Annotated in this window: 17 protein-coding genes; 5 read left to right on the forward strand and 12 right to left on the reverse strand. The window is 47.1% G+C overall.

Annotation, left to right across the window (positions count from 1 at the left end; translation table 11 throughout):
* Positions 1–71 precede the first annotated feature (71 nt).
* The gene (locus tag AC6I8U_RS11950) at positions 72–998 is read left to right on the forward strand and encodes a YeiH family protein (RefSeq protein ID WP_498017015.1); all 927 of its coding nucleotides are present in this window, start codon (positions 72–74) and stop codon (positions 996–998) included.
* 10 nt (positions 999–1008) lie between these two features.
* On the opposite strand, the gene AC6I8U_RS11955 is transcribed toward AC6I8U_RS11950, so the two are convergent.
* The 7 genes from AC6I8U_RS11955 to AC6I8U_RS11985 all read right to left on the reverse strand — a co-directional run bounded on the left by AC6I8U_RS11955 (position 1009) and on the right by AC6I8U_RS11985 (position 8619).
* On the reverse strand, positions 1009–1218 hold the full coding sequence (locus tag AC6I8U_RS11955) for a hypothetical protein (RefSeq protein ID WP_498017016.1): 210 nt from the start codon (positions 1216–1218) through the stop codon (positions 1009–1011).
* A 71-nt stretch (positions 1219–1289) separates the two neighbouring features.
* Entirely contained in the window at positions 1290–2711 is a 1422-nt protein-coding gene (gene menE / locus AC6I8U_RS11960) for an o-succinylbenzoate--CoA ligase (RefSeq protein WP_498017017.1), read from the reverse strand.
* Positions 2711–3715, reverse strand: coding sequence for an o-succinylbenzoate synthase (menC, locus tag AC6I8U_RS11965; RefSeq protein ID WP_498017018.1), 1005 nt, complete (start codon positions 3713–3715; stop codon positions 2711–2713). The genes menE and menC overlap by 1 nt, the downstream gene beginning before the upstream one ends.
* Positions 3716–3891: 176 nt before the next feature.
* On the reverse strand, positions 3892–4758 hold the full coding sequence (menB, locus tag AC6I8U_RS11970) for a 1,4-dihydroxy-2-naphthoyl-CoA synthase (protein ID WP_128649945.1): 867 nt from the start codon (positions 4756–4758) through the stop codon (positions 3892–3894).
* Between the two features lie 12 nt (positions 4759–4770).
* Entirely contained in the window at positions 4771–5610 is an 840-nt protein-coding gene (gene menH, locus AC6I8U_RS11975; RefSeq protein ID WP_498017019.1) for a 2-succinyl-6-hydroxy-2,4-cyclohexadiene-1-carboxylate synthase, read from the reverse strand.
* A gap of 1 nt (position 5611) precedes the next feature.
* Positions 5612–7315 (reverse strand): 2-succinyl-5-enolpyruvyl-6-hydroxy-3-cyclohexene-1-carboxylic-acid synthase, encoded by a 1704-nt coding sequence (gene menD, locus AC6I8U_RS11980; protein WP_498017020.1) that lies wholly within the window; start codon positions 7313–7315, stop codon positions 5612–5614.
* Positions 7312–8619 (reverse strand): isochorismate synthase, encoded by a 1308-nt coding sequence (locus AC6I8U_RS11985; protein ID WP_498017021.1) that lies wholly within the window; start codon positions 8617–8619, stop codon positions 7312–7314. The genes menD and AC6I8U_RS11985 overlap by 4 nt, the downstream gene beginning before the upstream one ends.
* 228 nt (positions 8620–8847) lie before the next feature.
* On the opposite strand from AC6I8U_RS11985, the gene AC6I8U_RS11990 reads away from it, so the two are divergent.
* From AC6I8U_RS11990 to AC6I8U_RS12000, 3 genes are all read left to right on the forward strand, one after another.
* A complete protein-coding gene (locus tag AC6I8U_RS11990) occupies positions 8848–10062 on the forward strand; it encodes a pyridoxal phosphate-dependent aminotransferase (RefSeq protein ID WP_234494276.1) in 1215 nt (404 codons plus the stop codon).
* Positions 10063–10143: 81 nt separating this feature from the next.
* Positions 10144–10728 carry a 5'-deoxynucleotidase gene (yfbR, locus tag AC6I8U_RS11995; RefSeq protein ID WP_234494277.1) on the forward strand — a complete coding sequence of 195 codons (585 nt, stop codon included), beginning with the start codon at positions 10144–10146 and terminating at the stop codon, positions 10726–10728.
* A 15-nt stretch (positions 10729–10743) separates the two neighbouring features.
* The gene (locus AC6I8U_RS12000) at positions 10744–12096 is read left to right on the forward strand and encodes an anti-phage deoxyguanosine triphosphatase (RefSeq protein ID WP_498017022.1); all 1353 of its coding nucleotides are present in this window, start codon (positions 10744–10746) and stop codon (positions 12094–12096) included.
* Positions 12097–12137: 41 nt separating this feature from the next.
* Here AC6I8U_RS12000 and AC6I8U_RS12005 read toward each other — a convergent pair whose 3' ends face one another.
* The gene (locus AC6I8U_RS12005; RefSeq protein ID WP_498017023.1) at positions 12138–12749 is read right to left on the reverse strand and encodes a tRNA-uridine aminocarboxypropyltransferase; all 612 of its coding nucleotides are present in this window, start codon (positions 12747–12749) and stop codon (positions 12138–12140) included.
* Between AC6I8U_RS12005 and rrtA the strand changes: the two genes are divergently transcribed.
* The gene (gene rrtA, locus AC6I8U_RS12010) at positions 12748–13290 is read left to right on the forward strand and encodes a rhombosortase (RefSeq protein WP_498017024.1); all 543 of its coding nucleotides are present in this window, start codon (positions 12748–12750) and stop codon (positions 13288–13290) included. The two genes, AC6I8U_RS12005 and rrtA, sit on opposite strands and share 2 nt — an antisense overlap.
* 31 nt (positions 13291–13321) lie before the next feature.
* On the opposite strand, the gene AC6I8U_RS12015 is transcribed toward rrtA, so the two are convergent.
* The 4 genes from AC6I8U_RS12015 to lon all read right to left on the reverse strand — a co-directional run bounded on the left by AC6I8U_RS12015 (position 13322) and on the right by lon (position 18654).
* Entirely contained in the window at positions 13322–13615 is a 294-nt protein-coding gene (locus AC6I8U_RS12015; RefSeq protein WP_252013739.1) for a ComEA family DNA-binding protein, read from the reverse strand.
* Between the two features lie 175 nt (positions 13616–13790).
* Positions 13791–15650 (reverse strand): peptidylprolyl isomerase, encoded by a 1860-nt coding sequence (ppiD, locus tag AC6I8U_RS12020; RefSeq protein WP_498017025.1) that lies wholly within the window; start codon positions 15648–15650, stop codon positions 13791–13793.
* A 185-nt stretch (positions 15651–15835) separates the two neighbouring features.
* The gene (locus AC6I8U_RS12025; protein ID WP_006075676.1) at positions 15836–16108 is read right to left on the reverse strand and encodes an HU family DNA-binding protein; all 273 of its coding nucleotides are present in this window, start codon (positions 16106–16108) and stop codon (positions 15836–15838) included.
* Between the two features lie 194 nt (positions 16109–16302).
* Positions 16303–18654: an endopeptidase La gene (gene lon, locus AC6I8U_RS12030; RefSeq protein WP_252013737.1), complete on the reverse strand. Its 2352-nt coding sequence runs from the start codon at positions 18652–18654 to the stop codon at positions 16303–16305.
* Between the last annotated feature and the right edge of the window lie 78 nt (positions 18655–18732).

The following is an 18732-nucleotide window of genomic DNA, read 5'->3' on the forward strand; positions in this document are numbered from 1 at the left end:
ACCCTTGTCCCTCGATACAATCCACGTCTAAGCTGGACTTAGCTCTCAATGTCTTTTTAGTAAGGTACTTAATGTTATCCCTGTTGCGTTCTTATCCTCTGTTCTTCCTTGCGTTAATTGCGTGTCTTACGCCGTGGATAAGCTCACCTTTGGCATTGATTCTAGGTTTTCTACTCACCACGTTCAACTTGGTGCCACACACACTGCCTATCGCTAAGTACACAAAAAAACTACTCGCATACTCCATTGTGGGTCTGGGTTTTGGCATACATTTAGATCAGGCAATGAAGGCAACAAGCGATGGTATCGGCATCATCATAGCCACCATCATTGGTACCTTAGTCATCGGCTGGTTTCTTGCTAAAAGAATGGGATTGGACAAACATACGGGTTATCTGATTTCATCAGGCACGGCTATTTGTGGTGGTAGCGCAATTGCTGCAGTCGCACCGGCCATAGATGCAGACGATGAAAAGATCGCTATCGCACTGGCGACCGTGTTCGTTCTCAATTCTGTCGCGCTCTTTGTTTTCCCGGTGATTGGACACGCTTTAGCGCTCGATCAGCACACTTTTGGAACTTGGGCAGCAATCGCTATCCATGATACGTCTTCTGTGGTTGGTGCCGCTTCTGCCTACGGTGAGGAAGCACTCACAACGGCAACCACGCTCAAGCTCGCGCGCGCATTATGGATTATTCCTGTCGCGTTAGTTAGCGCACTACTATTTAGAAGCAAGAGCAAAAAGATCACCATTCCCTACTTCATTCTTTTCTACTGTGTTGCGATCTTAGTAAGTGATTACTTACCGCAGTTCGAGGTTGCTTATCAAAGCATTTTTGCAGTGTCTAAAAAGTTACTGGTGGTGTGTTTGTTCTTGATTGGTAGCAGTATTTCAATTGAGAGGTTAAAACAGGCTGGCAGCAAACCTATGCTGTTTGGTGTGACGCTTTGGTTGCTGATTTCAGTATCATCACTTAGCTGGTTATTGATGGCTTAAAGCCGTCGCGTTAAGGATCGCAATGCTCTATTTGTGGTTTGTTATTAGACTGTAGTTTCTTACTCGGCGACACCGAATCAGCGTTAGCTTTCTTATAGTTAAGGTACAGAGATACCGTCAAAACAAACGCCGTCAATTCGGCTAATGCTTGTATCAGTCCATCAGACGTCAATGCTAACCCTATTTGCAATCCAATTGCGACAATTAAAAGCTTGTTCATTCCCTACGCTCACTCAACCCTAATGGAGCTATTATGGTGAGCGCTGGCAGGAATGAAAATTCCGATTTGGACTATGAAATAACAATAAAATCCGACTGAGCAGACCTTAACCAGGTCTTCACGGCTTTTCTAGAGACTTTAATCCCCGATGAAAGCAGATGTCCCGGCATCTGAACATAGCTAATTGGATGTTTGAACTTAGGTAAGTGAGGTCGCAAAATGTCATTCATTGCGGTCACCGTAGGTAAACTGTCAGACTGGACTACAGCAATACATCGAGTTCCAAACTCCGTGTCCTCCACGGGAACAACGATGCTTTGCGAAATATCACTCAATTGATTGAGCACTGCTTCCACCTCCTCACAGTGGACATTTTCGCCACCAGAGATAAACAGGTTATCAGCACGCCCAACTACAACGAGCTCGCCTTGCTCGTTCCAACGTCCCAAGTCCTTAGTATCAAACCATCCATCCACTAACTCTAGTTGGCGAAGCGCTCCTTGGACGTAATAGCCCGCGGCTAAGGTATCCCCTGCCACATAGATACGCTCACTCTCCACCTTAATCGCACGTCTTGGCAGCAAGTAGCCTGAAGATGGATGACTATCGACTCGTTTTGCCGTCACCGTCGAAGCGGTCTCTGTCATGCCGTATCCCATCCACGCTTCGATGCCTTGCAATTGCGCTTGTTTGATCAGCTCATTCGGTATGTGACTGCCTCCAAGCAGCACACGCTTTAGTTTGGTGTCCCACTTATTATCAACGATACGCTTTAGTTGAGTAGATACCAATGAGGCATGCGTCACCTTAGCAATATCACTAGCAAAGTCGCCAGACGCTATACGCAGCCCGCCACCAGTGACGAGCCAGCGCCAAAGGATAGCTAATCCCGAAACATGAAACATAGGCAGGCTGAGGAGCCAGGTATCACTGCTCGAATATTGGAACTTCTCCAGCAGCCCCTCTGCTGAGGCGACATGATGGTCAGCAGAATGTACAACCGCTTTAGGCTGACCTGTCGAGCCGGACGTAAAGACGATCGATGCGATCGGTGTGCCAGCTGGAAGATCTTTGACTGACCCTTGCGATGAGCTTTGCTCCGCTTCACCTCTGTCAATACTATGCAGCGAGTATTCATCGGCGTTTGAAGAGCTGTCAGTTCCACCCCAAACACAGGCACTTTCTGTCGGCGGATACAGAGTGTCAAACTTAGCGGTTAGCTGTTCCAGCGGTTGATTGGCGACGAGTGCAGGCACGGCGCCATACTGCAAGCAAGCAAGGTATCTGAGGACTAGGCTAAGTTCTGAACGTCCAGAAAGGCAGACTACCTTACCCACGTGGACATTTTGATATCGAAGTGTCGAAACCAGTCCATCGATTCGTTTTGCAAGGTCGAGCCAAGTAATGGATTCAGTAGCGGTGGTAATGGCAATCTTATTGGGCGCATACCGCGCCCACTTCTCGCAAAGATTCACAAAGGTCGTGTTAGACATTAAGCCGTCGCATGCCCATGAGATTGCCAATATAAAGTTTGCTCAGACAAGGTTTTGACTGGCAATAAACATCCCGGCCAAGGCGTTTCAAGTTGAGCACCAAACAATTGCATGGTATCTAGACCGGGCGTTTCATCAGGCACTTGCCAATGTGACAGCCGAGCCAATTGCCCCAACCCAACGCTCGACTCAAGACTTGAGCTAATCACAACTTTGATGGCATGGCTGTTGGCTTCTTCAATCAAACGAATACACTTTTGCACGCTACCAACCAAGGTTGGTTTGATGATCAGAGCTTTGACACCCGTCAGATGTTTAACTGAAAAATCAGGCTCACGTACGGCTGCCTGAAGGGTTTCATCCCAAGCTATGGCGATACCCGTATCAATGGCGAAGGAAACACTGTCTCCGGGGCTCTGGCACGGCTCTTCAATAAATGCGATGCGCTGCCTTAGAGACGGTGATATGTATTTAGCGAACTGCTTGGCTTTATCCAAAGTCCAAGCTCGATTGGCATCAAGCCTTAGGGTTAGATCTGGAATCGACTCTAGGAACAGGCTAACAATCATTCCGTCACGAATCGCTTCATACAAGCCGACTTTGATCTTAGCGACTTTCTTACCTTGCATGTTGTTGAGAATTGGAATGAGCTCGTCAGGATCGCCGCTGCATAGCGGCGCAGCACCATAGTTACCTTCGCTAGGTAGGCTGCCTTCGAGTTCCAACAATGCTGCCGACATACCGAACGCAACTGACGGTACGCATTGTTCGACATTGAGCTGTTGCTGATTGACCCACAGCTCGAGCTGCTCTTGAGCTTGCACGCCAGCGGTTTCTAATGATTCTTGACTAAATCCAGGAAGAGGCGCGATTTCTCCCAACGCCGTTTTGCCGCTGTCGCAAAGTTCGACAATCCAGCCCTCTCGGTTGGTAAGTTTTTGATCGCGAAGAATAACACCACTGTCCATAGGCAGACTGTAGCGGTAGAGTTTTGCTTGTCTCATGTTTGTTTCCCACTTCATAAGAAGTTATCACTACCACAGATCTAAATGTGTGGCAGTGAACAATACACCGTATTTAGGCTCGATTTTGCATTAAGAGTTCCAAACAATTGTTGCTCAAAAATGTTGCAAAATGTCACCTTGGTTTGCAGCACAATGAGAGTGCTGCAAACCCTTAATTACGGGTTTCTTGGGAACTTATCGAAGTCTGGGCGACGCTTCTCATTGAAAGCATTACGACCCTCTTGACCCTCTTCGGTCATATAGAACATCATGGTCGCATTACCCGCCAACTCCTGAAGACCTGCTTGGCCATCACAGTCTGCGTTGAGCGCAGCTTTCAGGCAGCGCAGCGCCATAGGGCTGTGTTGCAGCACTTCACGACACCAACGCACTGTCTCTTTTTCTAGGTCTTCGAGAGGCACAACTGTGTTGACTAGCCCCATATCGACAGCTTCTTGCGCATCATAGAAACGGCATAGGAACCAAATTTCACGAGCCTTCTTCTGACCTACAATGCGAGCCATATACGACGCGCCCCAGCCGCCATCAAACGAGCCTACTTTAGGGCCAGTTTGACCAAACTGAGCATTCTCTGCTGCGATAGTTAGATCGCACATCATGTGCAGAACGTGACCGCCACCAACAGCCCAACCCGCTACGGATGCAATCACAGGCTTAGGGCAGGTACGGATTTGACGTTGGAAGTCCAAAACGTTGAGGTGGTGAGTACCAGAATCATCTTGGTAACCGCCATAGTCACCACGAACGCTTTGATCACCACCTGAGCAGAACGCCTTCTCACCAAGACCAGTAAGAATGATAACGCCCACGCCTTCGTCATAGCGTGCATCTGCCAACGCCTTAATCATTTCATTGACAGTTCTTGGCGTAAACGCATTGTGTACTTGCGGGCGAGCGATCGTGATTTTTGCAATGCCATCTTTAGATTTGTGATATTTGATCTCTTCAAAATCACCCGTTACATCGGCCCAATCTACGGGTGCGTAAAGCTCTTCTTCTGTTAATCCAACGGTTTTAGCCATGATCTATTCCAATTATTTTATTAAGCCTAAGCTCTTTTGTTCTAGATAGTTACGCAGCTTTGAAGCAAAAGCTTCAGGCTGCTCTTTATGTACATTATGGCCCGCATTGGCAATCACCTCGGTTTGGAGATTGCTCTCTTTTGCAAGCTCAGTAAATTTGTGGTCAAGCGCCCCGCAGATATACAGCGGGACTCTGCCTTGATCAAACGACAAGGCCTGCACTTGAGGTAGCAAGTAAGGCTGTTTGGCTAGGGAGGTTGCTAGCAGCATGTCACTTAATGCACTCCCAAGGTTAACACTACGCTTGGCAATCAAAAGTTGTCTTTGCTCATGGTTTAGTGAGGAAAACACCGGCTGTCGATACCAGTCGGTCAAAACTGCTGCAATCTCTTCATCTCGAAAGCGCTCAGCCCATTGACTATCGTTATCTAGGCGAGCTGAGCGAAGACTCTCTGTTTCTAGACCAAAATTACCACCTTCAATGACTAATCCATTAATATTTAACAAATTAAAATCATCAGCGTTCGAGTGACAATCGGTCATTAGGTACATCGCCAAACGTGCACCCAGCGAATAACCGACCAAACATACCGACACTGTAGTGCCAAGTTTCTGTGCTTCAATACAGTTTAGTATTGTCGCACGAATCATTTTGCAAACTTGGTCAAAACTTTCACCTTTGATGGCACAACTTTTCCCATGCCCTGGAAGGTCAATCATCAAGCGAGAGTAATCAGGAAGTCGTTCAGATACGGCTAACCAGTCATCCCCAGATCCCAGAAAGCCATGTATAAACACCAGAAGGCGCGTGCTTTCTTCAGACTTCGCTGGGGAAAAATGACTTGCTAGCATGTTACTGCGCCACCGATTGGCTCAGCTCACGTATAAGAGTGCTCACTTCGTGAGGGTCTGTGGTTACTTCTAGCAAAAGCGCACCAACGCCCTGTTCAAGGTGGGTAGACAAAGCTTGGCTAAGTTCAGTTGAAGACGCTGGTACCGCATATTGCAATCCAAACTGCTTTGCGGCGTGTTCAAATCGATAGCCATGAGGCATTCGGTAGCACTGCTTTTTGTGCTCTGCGGGTGCAGGCAAAATGTCAAATATCGCACCACCATCATTGTTGGTTACCACAATGATCGATGGCGTACTAACATTCGAAAACAGGGCGAGCGAATTCAGATCGTAAAGCAGTGATGTGTCACCGATATAAAGCACCAATGGGCCTTGGATACCACGCTGCACCCCAGCCGCCGTTGCGACAAGACCATCAATACCGGAAGCGCCTCGATTAGTAAACGTCTCAATCGATGGAACACCTGTCACCATATCCACCAGCCTAACGATCAGGCTGTTGCCGATAAACAATGCGGTATCTTTCGGTAATTGCTCTATTGTTCTCGCGACATCAAACTCTGTAATGTGAGGTCGCTGTGGTACGTTCTCCAATACGCTATGAGAGGCCAAAGCAAGCATATCCGCCCACCCCTTGTGGCTACTATTGGAAATCACACTCGACGCAGACTCTAACCAGCTTTGGATATCTGCATGAATAAAGCTCACCCTCAAATGACTCGGATTCAGCCTATCGAGATAAGGCAACACAACCAAGTAATCGCATCGCTCCGACACTTGCCTATCAACCCAAGCCAAAAGACGTTTCGATACTAATCTAGACCCAAATTGGACGATCAAGTCAGTTTCGCTCAGTTTTTGGCTAAGCTTTGCGTTTTGAAGCCACATATCGTAGCACTGCCATTTATCATGAGTGCCTGACTGCGGGTCGAACAACACCGGCCATCCCAACAGCACGCCCAACGCTTTGGCTTTTTCAGCCTCCGCCAAGGTGACATTGCCGACTATGATGGTTCCTTTGTGTGAACCAAGATTAAGCGCCGTAATGTCTTCCACATCGATTCTGCTAGGTGATGGTACTGAATAGGTGACGTAACACTGTTCACTATTCAACCAGACATCAATTGCCGATAAATAGTCATGGAACGCTGATTTGTCCTCTCCGCCATACAAAGGCTCTGGGAAAGGACAATTAATATGAATGCTCGAGCCTTTCTGCTTTTGCTCAGCAAACGCGTGATCCACGGAGGTCAAAAGCCATGAAAGCGGGACCTGCGTACTTGGGGAAGGTAAATTAAGCGCATAGGTGACATGCTGAGAAAAGATCCCCGATTGCTCGATAGCTTGATTGGCGCCGCAACCAACCAGCTCAACGGGTCTATCTGACGTAAGCAGAACCAGCGGCTCTTTGGTGAGCTTTGATTCTGCAACCGCAGGCAACAAGTTCGCCACAGCGGTTCCCGAAGTCACGATAACCGCAACCGGAGTGCGCGTCGATTTGGCTAGCCCCAGCGCCAAAAAACCTAAACCTCTCTCGTCAAAATGAGTATGCACAGTCATATCAGGATGAGCGACCGCTTCAAGCGTGAGCGGCGTAGACCGTGAACCTGGCGCGATGCAGATGTGTCTTACACCTTGTCGATAGCATTCTTCTATTAAAACTTGAGTCCAAACCCGATTCAAAGCCGCCTGGTTGAGACTCATGATGCGACCCCTAGCGATGGATTGTCTGAAATAAGGCTCAATAAAGTAGACATCTTCTTATCGAGCTCTTGCCATTCATGAGCCGCAACGGACCCCGGAACAATGCCAGCGCCCGCAAAGAGCTGAACTTCATCTTTCATCAGCAGCGCACTGCGAATCGCGACGCAAAACTCGGCTTTTTCATGACTCAAATAGCCGACGGAACCGGCATACCAACCACGTGCAAAGGGTTCATTCTCTTGGATATAAGCCAGTGCTTCGCTGCGCGGCAAGCCCGCTACCGCAGCCGTTGGTTGCAGAGCTTGCAGCAGTTGAACCGCATTGATGCCCTTACTAAGCTGAGCGACAATATTTCGTTTAAGATGCTGCACTTTTCGAAGACGAACTAGGCGAAGTTCCTTCTCTAGATGCACCTCACTCGAATGTGGAGCAAGGCTCTGCAAGATGTCATCGACCACATATTGGTTCTCATTGATGTTCTTAAGATCTTGGGTCAACCAATTTGCAAGCTCCATATCTTGCGCGGCATTGTCACCACGACCGATGGTCCCCGCTAGGGCTTCAGTCTCAAGTTGCTGGCCAACACGGCGATATAAGCGCTCTGGTGTGGAACCTACAAATGCAAGTTCCTTTGATAACGCCATGAGAAAGTGAAAGCTATGGTGGTTTTCACGATAACTTGCTTTGAGAAGCTGTGCCGGTGAGATAGGGTCTTTGATGTCAATGGTGGTTTTGCGCGCTAACACCACTTTCTTGAATCTGTCCTCTTCAATCCCCGTTAACACATCATCGACCAGCTCATGCCACTGCTGCTCGTTTGGCGTATGTGTCATGCCAACAATAGAAGTTGCCAGGGGTGGCAGCTCTGTCACGTCCGCCATCAATTGCTTGAGCGCACCGATCGCCTTGTCGACACTCATACTGATGTTGACCGCGATGCGCCAAGAGGTGTCAAAACGGATTAACTCGACTTGAGGAAGAAAGAAGAAAGCCGACATACAGCGCCTGTTTTTATCGGTGTGCCCATCAAATGAGCGACCACCCCAAACACGTTGGTTGTCCGCGAGAATGGCGTAGGCAGGAGACGCTTCTGAGAAAGTGTGCAACTGACCAAGCGCAACGACCTCTTCACGCGTATCACGTGACTGCCAATAGAACTTTGGAAAGTGAGGTTGAGCTTCTAGCCAATCAATGCAATGAAATTTCGGATGACCCTGTATTTCTTGCTCAATGCGCTTGCAACCTTGTGGTGCCTTTTCGAGCTTGCTGATAAGCTGAGCGATAGCCGTTGTTAACTGAGACAAATCAACCTCATAACCTTAAAATTTGTTTCTATATACACGAAATACTCTATTTCTACCAAACGCATAGATCAAGCAACAAGCCGTTTTATTGCTCGCAATGTTAACCTGCTCAGTACAACCCTATTCATACCGTCTCTTTATTTTCCACTTTTTGCAGATTTATATTCTTTCAAATGCCAATTTGGTGTAATTTAGTAAAGAAATTATCGAATTTTTAGGAATATAACAATGAAAAATATCGGGATGTCGTCAAAACTCGATAATGTCTGCTATGACATTAGGGGACCTGTACTCAAACATGCTAAACGCATGGAGGAAGAGGGACATAAAATACTGAAACTCAATATCGGTAATCCCGCCCCATTTGGTTTTGACGCCCCTGATGAAATTTTAGTCGATGTCATCAGAAACCTACCGACTTCTCAAGGTTATTGCGATTCCAAAGGTATATACTCCGCTCGAAAAGCGGTAGTTCAACATTACCAACGCAAAGGCATTCGCAGTCTAGACGTCGAAGATGTTTACATCGGTAATGGTGTATCTGAGCTTATTGTAATGGCGATGCAAGCACTGTTAAACAACGGGGATGAAATGTTAGTTCCCGCTCCTGATTATCCACTTTGGACGGCAGCGGTATCCTTGTCTGGCGGTAACCCGGTTCACTACCTGTGTGATGAAGAAGCGGATTGGTATCCAGACCTGGATGACATCAAGAAGAAGATCACACCGAAAACACGTGGCATCGTGCTTATCAACCCGAACAATCCAACGGGCGCAGTATACAGTCGCGACTTTCTTCTCGAAGTAATTGAGATTGCTCGCCAACATAAGCTGATCATTTTTGCCGATGAGATCTACGATAAGGTTCTCTATGACGGAGCAACGCACACCTCTGTCGCGACCTTGACGGAAGATGTGCTGGTTGTGACCTTTAATGGTCTTTCAAAATCTTACCGCGTGTGTGGGTTCCGCGGCGGTTGGATGTTCATGACCGGCCCTAAAGAGTACGCCACGGGCTATATTGCAGGTCTAGAGATGCTTGCTTCAATGCGTTTATGCGCCAATGTGCCGATGCAGCATGCCATTCAAACTGCTCTTGGTGGTTATCAGAGTATTAATGAACTCATATTACCTGGCGGTCGCCTACTTGAGCAGCGTGATAAGGCCTATGATCTAATCACACAGATACCAGGAATTTCTTGTGTGAAGCCTAAAGGGGCGATGTACCTGTTCCCGAAAATTGATACCAAGATGTACAACATCAAGGATGACCAAAAAATGGTGCTCGATTTCCTTAAACAGGAAAAAGTACTGTTGGTTCAGGGGACTGGCTTCAACTGGCCGAAACCGGATCACTTCAGAATCGTCACGCTTCCTCATGTGGAAGATCTTGAAATGGCCATCGGTCGATTTGAAAAATTCCTGTCTACCTACAGCCAGTAACTCTTTCATATTTCAGCCATAAAGCCTATTCTTAATACGCGCCAAACTGTCACTCTGGCGCGTATTAAGGGGATTTGCTGTATGAAAGAAAGTCATTTTTTCGCTCACCTTGCTCGCATGAAGCTGATCCAGCGTTGGCCACTTATGCGCTCTGTCTCTACTGAAAACATCTCAGAACATAGCCTCCAAGTTGCCTTCGTCGCCCATGCACTAGCCATCATCAAAAATAAGAAATTTGGCGGCAATACCAATCCAGAGCGTATTGCAATCTTAGCCATGTATCATGACACCAGTGAAGTATTGACTGGAGACCTCCCTACTCCGGTTAAGTACTACAACCCTGAAATAGCGAAAGAATACAAAAAGATAGAAGCGGCAGCCGAGCAAAAGTTGTTATCGCTTCTCCCTGAAGAATTTCAAGAAGACTTTCGACCTTTCCTGATTTCTGATGCCGCATACGAAGAGGATACGCAGATCGTCAAGCAGGCGGATTCTATCTGTGCTTACCTTAAGTGTCTTGAAGAGCTGAGCGCGGGTAACCACGAATACGCGCTAGCAAAAAAGCGTTTGGACCAGACCTTGCAGGAGCGAAAAACGCCAGAAATGGATTACTTTCTGAATACGTTTGCTCCTAGCTTTGAATTATCGCTGGATGAAATCAGCTAGTACTCAGGAGAGAGCATGAATCACAAAAATCCCTTGCTAAGTGCAGCCACTCTTGAGCAACTGGATGTCTGGCAAGCAAGACACAGTGATGAACACAAGCTGAGAAGAAACGATCACCGCGATCCATTCCAGCGTGATAGGGCGAGAATACTCCATTCAGCCGCGTTTCGTCGCCTGCAGGCTAAAACCCAGGTCCATGGCACTGGGGTGAATGACTTTCATCGAACTCGACTTACTCACTCTCTTGAAGCGGCTCAAATTGGCTCAGGAATAGTGGCGCAATTACGACAAAAACAGCCCGAATTCGATGCATTGTTACCATGTGACGCCCTGATTGAAGCGCTCTGTTTAGCGCATGACATTGGTCATCCTCCCTATGGGCACGGTGGGGAAGTCGCGCTTAATTACATGATGCGAGAGTACGGTGGCTTTGAGGGTAATGCACAAACATTTCGGATCGTCACTCAACTCGAACCCTATACGGAATCACACGGGATGAACTTAACCAGGAGAACCTTGTTAGGCCTGTTGAAGTACCCCGCCCCACTCAGCCGTACTTGTTCTGACAAACTGCCTCAACCGGTCGCCCATCAGCGTCAGCTTAAAGCCAAAGACTGGTCGCCAGCCAAGGGCATCTACGACAAAGATGACGCTCAATTCGATTGGGTACTGCAACCATTAACGCCATCCGATAAAGCGCTGTTTCAAACCATGCGCCCCGGAAAAACATCGCCAAATGGCCACCGCAAGACACAATTTAAGTCTCTTGATTGTTCGATCATGGAGCTTGCTGATGACATCGCCTACGGTGTGCACGATCTTGAAGATGCCATTGTACTTGAGCTCGTCAATAAAGAGCGTTGGCAACTGAGTGCTGCAGAGGCATTAAAGAAACTAGAGCCCAACTGGTTAACCGAGAACATCGATTCCATTTCTGAACTGCTGTTTTCTGGTAAGCACTATGAACGTAAAGATGCCATTGGCGGCATTGTAAACGCACTTTTGACCAGCATTGAAGTAAGAGCTGTCGCTAACAATCAATTCGAGAGCCCGCTGCTTGCCTACAACGCCTACCTTGAGGAAGGTATGGCCGCAGTGCTTGACGTTCTTAAGCAGTTCGTCAGCGACTATGTGATTCAGGTACCACGGGTACAAATCTTCGAGTACAAAGGCCAGCAAATCATAATGGATTTGTTTGAGGCCTTCAGCGCTGACCCAGAACGACTATTACCGGAGTCGACGTGTAACTTATGGAAAAAAGCGTGCGGTCAACACGATGATGGTATGCGCGTTATCGCCGATTATATCTCGGCAATGACAGATGGTTATGCTCAAAAGATGCATCAACAGTTGTTTGCTGCAAGCTAGTTTTCTATCGCCTTATTATTATCGCGCTGTTTTTGAACACGCTATTTTTGAACACAATAGTTCCGCTCGAAAACGCCTTCTGGCATGTTTTTGATTTGAAAGCCAATCATCTCATTAAATGTATTAACAAGGGGGGTAAAGTCGATGTTGGGCTCAATCGTTTCAAGTAAGTGAAACCCAGCCTCTACGGTCGATAGCGCATTGCTCGACGGTGCTTTGCGAATACGGTAATCACCAATTAGATCATCGGCCAGCTTTACCAAAGGCAATGAATGTAGGTTGGTAGACAGCTTCCACATTTTAAATGCCTTTTTCCATGTACCGTCCAGTAATATCACTCTAAGAGGCTTGCTCTCACTATCATCAGCTAGAGCCTCTGCCGGCAGTGCTCCTTCACCGGGGTAAAGCACGACGGTACGATAATCTTTGTCATCAATTAAGGCATTTAATTCAGTGTGTTGACTGAAATCCTCTCCAACAAATAAAAAGGCATTGCCAAGAGACAGAGACAAAATTCGAGCGGTGCCTAAGGGGCGTTTTTCTTCGCTAGTATGCTGCAAAATGATCAATTGTGTGTCACAGTGGATGGGCTCTATCCACTGACATATACACGCCCGCTTTGCTTTGAGGCATTTTGGACAATACCGAGACATGAACACTTCTTTCGTCATAAGGCTATCGCTGTTTAGTTTTCTCTGCGCTTTGCTTCAACTGCCCACGCTTCAAGAGTGGGTTGAATGGAATAAACTAGCCATCTATTCAGGCCAGTGGTGGCGGATAGTAACAGGAAACTTCTCCCACACCAACTTAGCACACCTTGCAATGAACCTAGCCGGTCTTTGGGTTATTTGTTACCTGTTTCGTCCTAGATGGCGCACCCTAGTCGCCGTCGTTTTAGCCAGTGCCACTATCATAGGTACAGGACTGTTGATGACGTCTTTAGGTCAATATCTTGGCCTGTCCGGTGTACTGCATGCCGTCTTCGCCTTCTGGGCGTTGAAAGAAGCCTTAGAAGGAAGGCGATCCAGTTGGTTACTCGTCATAGGTGGGGTTGCTAAGGTAGGTTGGGAGTCGATTTATGGTGCCTCCGTCGCCACCGCAGCACTAATAGAAGCCAATGTGGCGACCCAAGCACATGCTATTGGATTAATAGCAGGCTTGGGTCTTGCACTTTACTACCACTATCGTAGATAAAGTGCATCTCCGATATAGTGAACTGAAGCCGCTATAGAATAATACGGTCGCGATTCTTCTCGACCGTCGCAGCACCAATGCCTTTCACCTGAGTGAGATCGTCGGCAGATTTGAACTTGCCGTTGGCTTCTCGATAATCCACTATCTTTTGTGCCTTATCGATTCCAATCCCTTTGAGAAGCTCTGCAAGCTCTTCTGGCTCCGCTTGGTTGATATTCACAGTTATCTCTATCCCTTCTAACTTATCACCTTCAGAGGCCCAAAGAGAGCCTATAGGAGCGACGAGCAAAGCGATAGCAAGCCAGATTGACGTAATTAGTTTCATGATAATCCCTATTTGTTTGGTGTTCGAGTGAGCCAAGTTAAGGGATAAGTGTGAGAGAGGAAGTCATTGGAGCAGAAACTATAACGGACTGCAAAAGCAGTCCGTTATTATTTGATTATCAGTTACATTCTTATGTGAACGCACCAACATCTATGCGGCGATTACCGCTCACCTATTACTGAGCGTCTAGGAAGTACTCGATCTCAGTATTACTGCGCAAAATCGCGATAACTGAAGTCAGATCTTTTTGAGTGGCTTCACGCGCCATTTGTGCACCGATTTGCTCGTTGTAAGCATTGTCGTAATCAGACGCTACTTTGCTCAGCTCTACGACCACAATATTACCTTGCATGTCTTTGGTTTGAGCAAAGGTTGCTGCACCTTCTTCAGGTTTAGACATAGCAAATACAGTACCTGCTAGTGGTGAGCTGCGGTCGATTGTTTCTAGCTCGCCAAACACTAGGTTATTTGCATCTAGAGTATCTGTCTTGCCTTCTTTTAGGTCATTAACCAGTTGAACACCAAGCTCCATTGCCGCTTGTTCGCCTTTCACTTTCGCTAGCTGTGTTTCAACCTGTTCTTTCACTTCTTCTAAAGGAAGAACCGTTTGATCACGAACGTCGTCAACACGAACCACAATGATGTGCTCAGGTGCGATTTCCATTGCCTCTGAGTTAAGACCATCTTCTTTCACTTCAGGTGATTCTAGTGCTTGCATAACGGCAGGCGATCTTAGGATCTCAGGTGCGTCAACTTGAGAGATGAAGTCCGTTGTGACGACTTTTTGGTTTACAGCTTTTGCTGCATCATCCAAAGAGTCTGGGTATTCAAAGGCAACTTTCTCTAGCTCATTTTGAAGGCTGTAGAACTCATCAATCGCTACCTGGTCACGCAGTTCTGCGATGATTTCGTCTTTCACTTCTGCAAGAGGCTTAGACTCAGAAGCTTTTACCGCATCCAGTTTGATGATGTGGTAGCCAAAGTCAGATTTCACTAGACCCGTGCGGTCACCAACATTAGCAAGCGAAAATGCCGCTTCTTCAAATGCTGGGTCCATGACATCACGCTCAATCCAGCCTAGGGAGCCACCTTCTTCAGAGCTACCAATGTCTTCAGATTTCTCTTTCGCGACTGTAGCAAAATCGGCACCCGCATTTAGCTCGTCAAGAATAGCTTGAGCTTTCGCTTCATCGTCACCTTGAACTAGGATATGGCTGACTTCACGCTGTTCAGACGTTGAGTACTTGTCTAGGTGCTCATCGTAGTACTGCTGTACATCCGCATCGGTGACTTCAACACTGTCTTTCAGCGCTTGCGCAGATAGCTCGATGTACGACACTTTTACTTGCTCTGGGCGAGTAAATTGAACCGGGTTTTCATCGTAATACTGTTGAATCTCTTCTTCAGTAATCGTCGCTTTGTTAGCGAACTCCTCAAGAGAAAGAGTCAGCGTTTTGATATCACGCGTTTGAGTTAACAGCTTGCCTTGAGATTCAATTTCACTTGGAAGTGTAAACTCACTGCCTTGCAGTGCACTTAGCAGTTGGTTACGAACTAGGTCACGGCGAAGGTACTCAGCAAAGCTGTCTGCGCTGAAGCCAGCACGGCGAAGCGTTGCTTGATAAATTTCTGGGTCGAACTTGCCATCGTTTTGGAACTGAGGCATTTCTAGCATCATAGTACGAATTTGAGCATCGCTAATACGAAGGCCCAAAGACTCTGCATGTTGCTCAAGAAGGACATCGTCAATCATGCGGTCCAGAACAGACTTACGGAAAGAAGCGACATAGCTTGGATCGCTAAGTAGAGTCGAGAAGTACTCGCCCATTTGCGATTGCATACGATTACGCTCGTTTTGATACGCTTGCTCAAACTCGCCACGACCGATCTCAACATTACCCACTTTTGCAGCTGTGTTGCCAATACCGCCTGCGATATAGCTGCCTACACCTGCAAACACAAAAGACAGAATAATGAGTCCTAGGATAATTTTAACCGCGATGCTATTCACGCCTTCGCGAATTCGCTCCATCATAATTTTATTACTCTCCAGATAGGAAGGGTTATCTTCTACTGCTTGGGATAATATCAGAAAAAGAAATGCGCATCAGTAAGATGCGCATATTTAAAAAAGGTTCGACTTTTTTTGTCGATTAAGCTTGTTGAAAGCTTAATTTTTGTGCAGTTAATGCAAGGTTTGCGACTAACTGCAACAAAAGATTAGTTACAAGCGTCTTTAAGCGCTTTACCTGCTTTGAATGCAGGAACTTTAGCTTCAGAGATTTGGATCTCTTCACCAGTTTTTGGGTTACGACCAGTACGCGCTGCACGAGTACGAACGCTGAATGTACCAAAGCCAACTAGAGCCACTTGATCACCTTCTTCTAGAGTAGTGCTCACTGCTTCGATGAAAGCGTCTAGTGCACGGCCAGCTGAAGCTTTAGATAGATCTGCGTTCTCTGCGATTTTTTCCACTAATTGTGTTTTATTCACTGTGTTTCCCCTTTCTGTTACCAGATTATTATTTTTAAAAGGTAACGTTAGTTCCATTCTCGTAGTTAAAGACTCCAAGCCTTGTCTATCAAGGGCTTCGGAGTTACATAGCTAAAGTTAGTGCCACAAAAAAACGCTGACAAGCTTTTTTTACCTATCAGCGTATTTCTTTTACCTAAATTTGGGGCACATCACTATTTTACAGGTTCAAACGCCGCTCCAAGCGGTGCTCGCTCTAGTGCTACCTCAAGAACTTCGTCAATCCATTGAACTGGAATCACTTTTAGATCCGCGATAACGTTGTCAGGAATCTCTTCCAGATCACGCTCGTTATCTTTAGGAATCAACACAGTTTTGATACCACCACGGTGCGCTGCTAACAGTTTTTCCTTCAAACCACCGATTGGAAGCACCTCACCACGCAGAGTAATTTCACCTGTCATGGCCACCTCAGCTTTTACTGGGTTGCCAGTCAGACTAGAAACAAGCGCAGTACACATCGCGATACCCGCACTTGGGCCATCTTTTGGTGTTGCACCTTCAGGTACGTGAACGTGGATATCACGCTTCTCGTAAAAGTCCGTGTTAATACCAAGTTTTTCAGCGCGCGAACGTACCACCGTCATTGCCGCCTGAATCGACTCTTGCATAACGTCGCCAAGTGAACCCGTTTGCGTCAGCTTACCTTTACCCACCATCGCTTCTGTTTCGATAGTCAGTAGGTCGCCGCCCACTTCTGTCCATGCAAGGCCTGTCACCTGACCAATGCGGTTGCTGTCATCAGCTTTACCGTAGTCAAAGCGCTGTACGCCAAGGTATTCTTTCAGATTGTCTTGGTTAACCGTCACTTTCTTCAGTTCTGGGTCAAGCAGGATGTTCTTCACAGCTTTACGACAGATCTTCGAGATTTCACGCTCTAGGCTACGTACGCCCGCTTCACGAGTGTAGTAACGGATGATGCCGATGATCGCTGAGTCTTCAATTTCAATCTCGTGCGCTTTCAGGCCATTGCGTTGTACCTGTTTAGAAACAAGGTGACGCTTCGCAATGTTTAGCTTTTCATCTTCGGTGTAGCCCGACAGACGAATCACTTCCATACGGTCCAAAAGTGGGCCCGGAATGTTCATCGAGTTCGATGTCGCCACAAACATCACATCCGAGAGATCGTAGTCGACCTCTAGGTAGTGGTCGTTAAATGCATTGTTCTGCTCTGGGTCTAGAACCTCAAGCAGTGCAGAAGACGGATCGCCACGCATGTCCGATGACATCTTATCGATCTCATCAAGTAGGAATAGCGGGTTCTTAACGCCTACCTTAGACATCTTCTGGATAAGCTTACCTGGCATCGAACCAATGTAAGTACGACGGTGACCACGGATTTCCGCTTCATCACGTACGCCGCCTAGTGCCATACGCACGTACTTACGGCCCGTTGCTGCCGCAATCGAGCGACCAAGAGAGGTTTTACCCACACCTGGAGGACCAACAAGACATAAGATAGGACCTTTCAGCTTATTGATGCGGTTTTGCACGGCTAAGTACTCAAGGATGCGCTCTTTGACACGCTCCAGACCATAGTGGTCTTCGTTCAGTACTTCTTCAGCTTTCGCTAGGTTTTTCTTAACCTTAGAGCGCTTCGCCCACGGTACACCTACCATCCAATCGATGTAGCTGCGTACCACAGTGGCTTCAGCGGACATTGGAGACATCATCTTAAGCTTTTGAAGCTCTTGCTCTGTCTTCTCTTTCGCTTCCGCTGGCATTTTCGATTCTTCGATTTTTGCTTTTAGCGTCTCGAACTCATCCGGCGCATCATCAAGGTCACCCAACTCTTTTTGGATAGCCTTCATTTGCTCGTTGAGGTAGTACTCGCGCTGTGATTTCTCCATCTGCTTCTTAACGCGACCACGGATTCGTTTCTCAACTTGTAATAAGTCAATCTCCGACTCCATTTGCCCCATTAGGAATTCAAGACGCTCTGTCACATCCAGCAATTCAAGCACTTGTTGCTTGTCAGCGAGTTTCAACGGCATGTGCGCAGCGATAGTGTCGGCAAGACGGGCTGCTTCATCGATACCACCTAGAGAGGTCAGTACCTCTGGTGGGATTTTTTTGTTCAGCTTGATGAAGCCTTCAAATTGGTCAATGGCACTGCGCACAATGACTTCTTCTTCGCGCTCTTCAAGCTCTGGAGTAATTAGGAATTCTGCATCCGCAACGAAAAAGTCTTCATCACGGTAACTGCTGATGTTTGCTCGCTGTTGACCCTCAACAAGCACCTTCACTGTACCGTCAGGAAGTTTTAGTAGCTGCAGGATCGTAGCAACAGTACCCGTGGTATACAGGTCATCAATGGTTGGCTCTTCAGTATCTGCTTCTTTTTGAGCTACTAGGAGTACTTGTTTGTCATTGTCCATCGCTGCTTCTAAACAGCTGATCGACTTTTCGCGGCCAACAAACAAAGGAATCACCATGTGTGGGTATACCACAACGTCGCGCAGAGGCAATACCGGGATTTCTATACGCTCGGAACGTTCCAAGTTCATATTATTCTCTCTTCCGCTTAGTATTATTTTCAGTATATGGGGGCGTATTCGTTGGATTCAATAAAGAAATAAAAAAAG

The sequence above is a fragment of the Vibrio sp. KUL80 genome (assembly GCF_059725495.1).

Excerpts from the sequence above, each read along its gene's own strand:
- AC6I8U_RS11950 (WP_498017015.1), top strand. The coding sequence starts at position 72 with ATGTTATCCCTGTTGCGTTCTTATCCTCTGTTCTTCCTTGCGTTAATT.
- AC6I8U_RS11955 (WP_498017016.1), bottom strand. The coding sequence starts at position 1,218 with ATGAACAAGCTTTTAATTGTCGCAATTGGATTGCAAATAGGGTTAGCA.
- menE (WP_498017017.1), bottom strand. The coding sequence starts at position 2,711 with ATGTCTAACACGACCTTTGTGAATCTTTGCGAGAAGTGGGCGCGGTAT.
- menC (WP_498017018.1), bottom strand. The coding sequence starts at position 3,715 with ATGAGACAAGCAAAACTCTACCGCTACAGTCTGCCTATGGACAGTGGT.
- menB (WP_128649945.1), bottom strand. The coding sequence starts at position 4,758 with ATGGCTAAAACCGTTGGATTAACAGAAGAAGAGCTTTACGCACCCGTA.
- menH (WP_498017019.1), bottom strand. The coding sequence starts at position 5,610 with ATGCTAGCAAGTCATTTTTCCCCAGCGAAGTCTGAAGAAAGCACGCGC.
- menD (WP_498017020.1), bottom strand. The coding sequence starts at position 7,315 with ATGAGTCTCAACCAGGCGGCTTTGAATCGGGTTTGGACTCAAGTTTTA.
- AC6I8U_RS11990 (WP_234494276.1), top strand. The coding sequence starts at position 8,848 with ATGAAAAATATCGGGATGTCGTCAAAACTCGATAATGTCTGCTATGAC.
- yfbR (WP_234494277.1), top strand. The coding sequence starts at position 10,144 with ATGAAAGAAAGTCATTTTTTCGCTCACCTTGCTCGCATGAAGCTGATC.
- AC6I8U_RS12000 (WP_498017022.1), top strand. The coding sequence starts at position 10,744 with ATGAATCACAAAAATCCCTTGCTAAGTGCAGCCACTCTTGAGCAACTG.
- rrtA (WP_498017024.1), top strand. The coding sequence starts at position 12,748 with ATGAACACTTCTTTCGTCATAAGGCTATCGCTGTTTAGTTTTCTCTGC.
- AC6I8U_RS12005 (WP_498017023.1), bottom strand. The coding sequence starts at position 12,749 with ATGTCTCGGTATTGTCCAAAATGCCTCAAAGCAAAGCGGGCGTGTATA.
- AC6I8U_RS12015 (WP_252013739.1), bottom strand. The coding sequence starts at position 13,615 with ATGAAACTAATTACGTCAATCTGGCTTGCTATCGCTTTGCTCGTCGCT.
- ppiD (WP_498017025.1), bottom strand. The coding sequence starts at position 15,650 with ATGATGGAGCGAATTCGCGAAGGCGTGAATAGCATCGCGGTTAAAATT.
- lon (WP_252013737.1), bottom strand. The coding sequence starts at position 18,654 with ATGAACTTGGAACGTTCCGAGCGTATAGAAATCCCGGTATTGCCTCTG.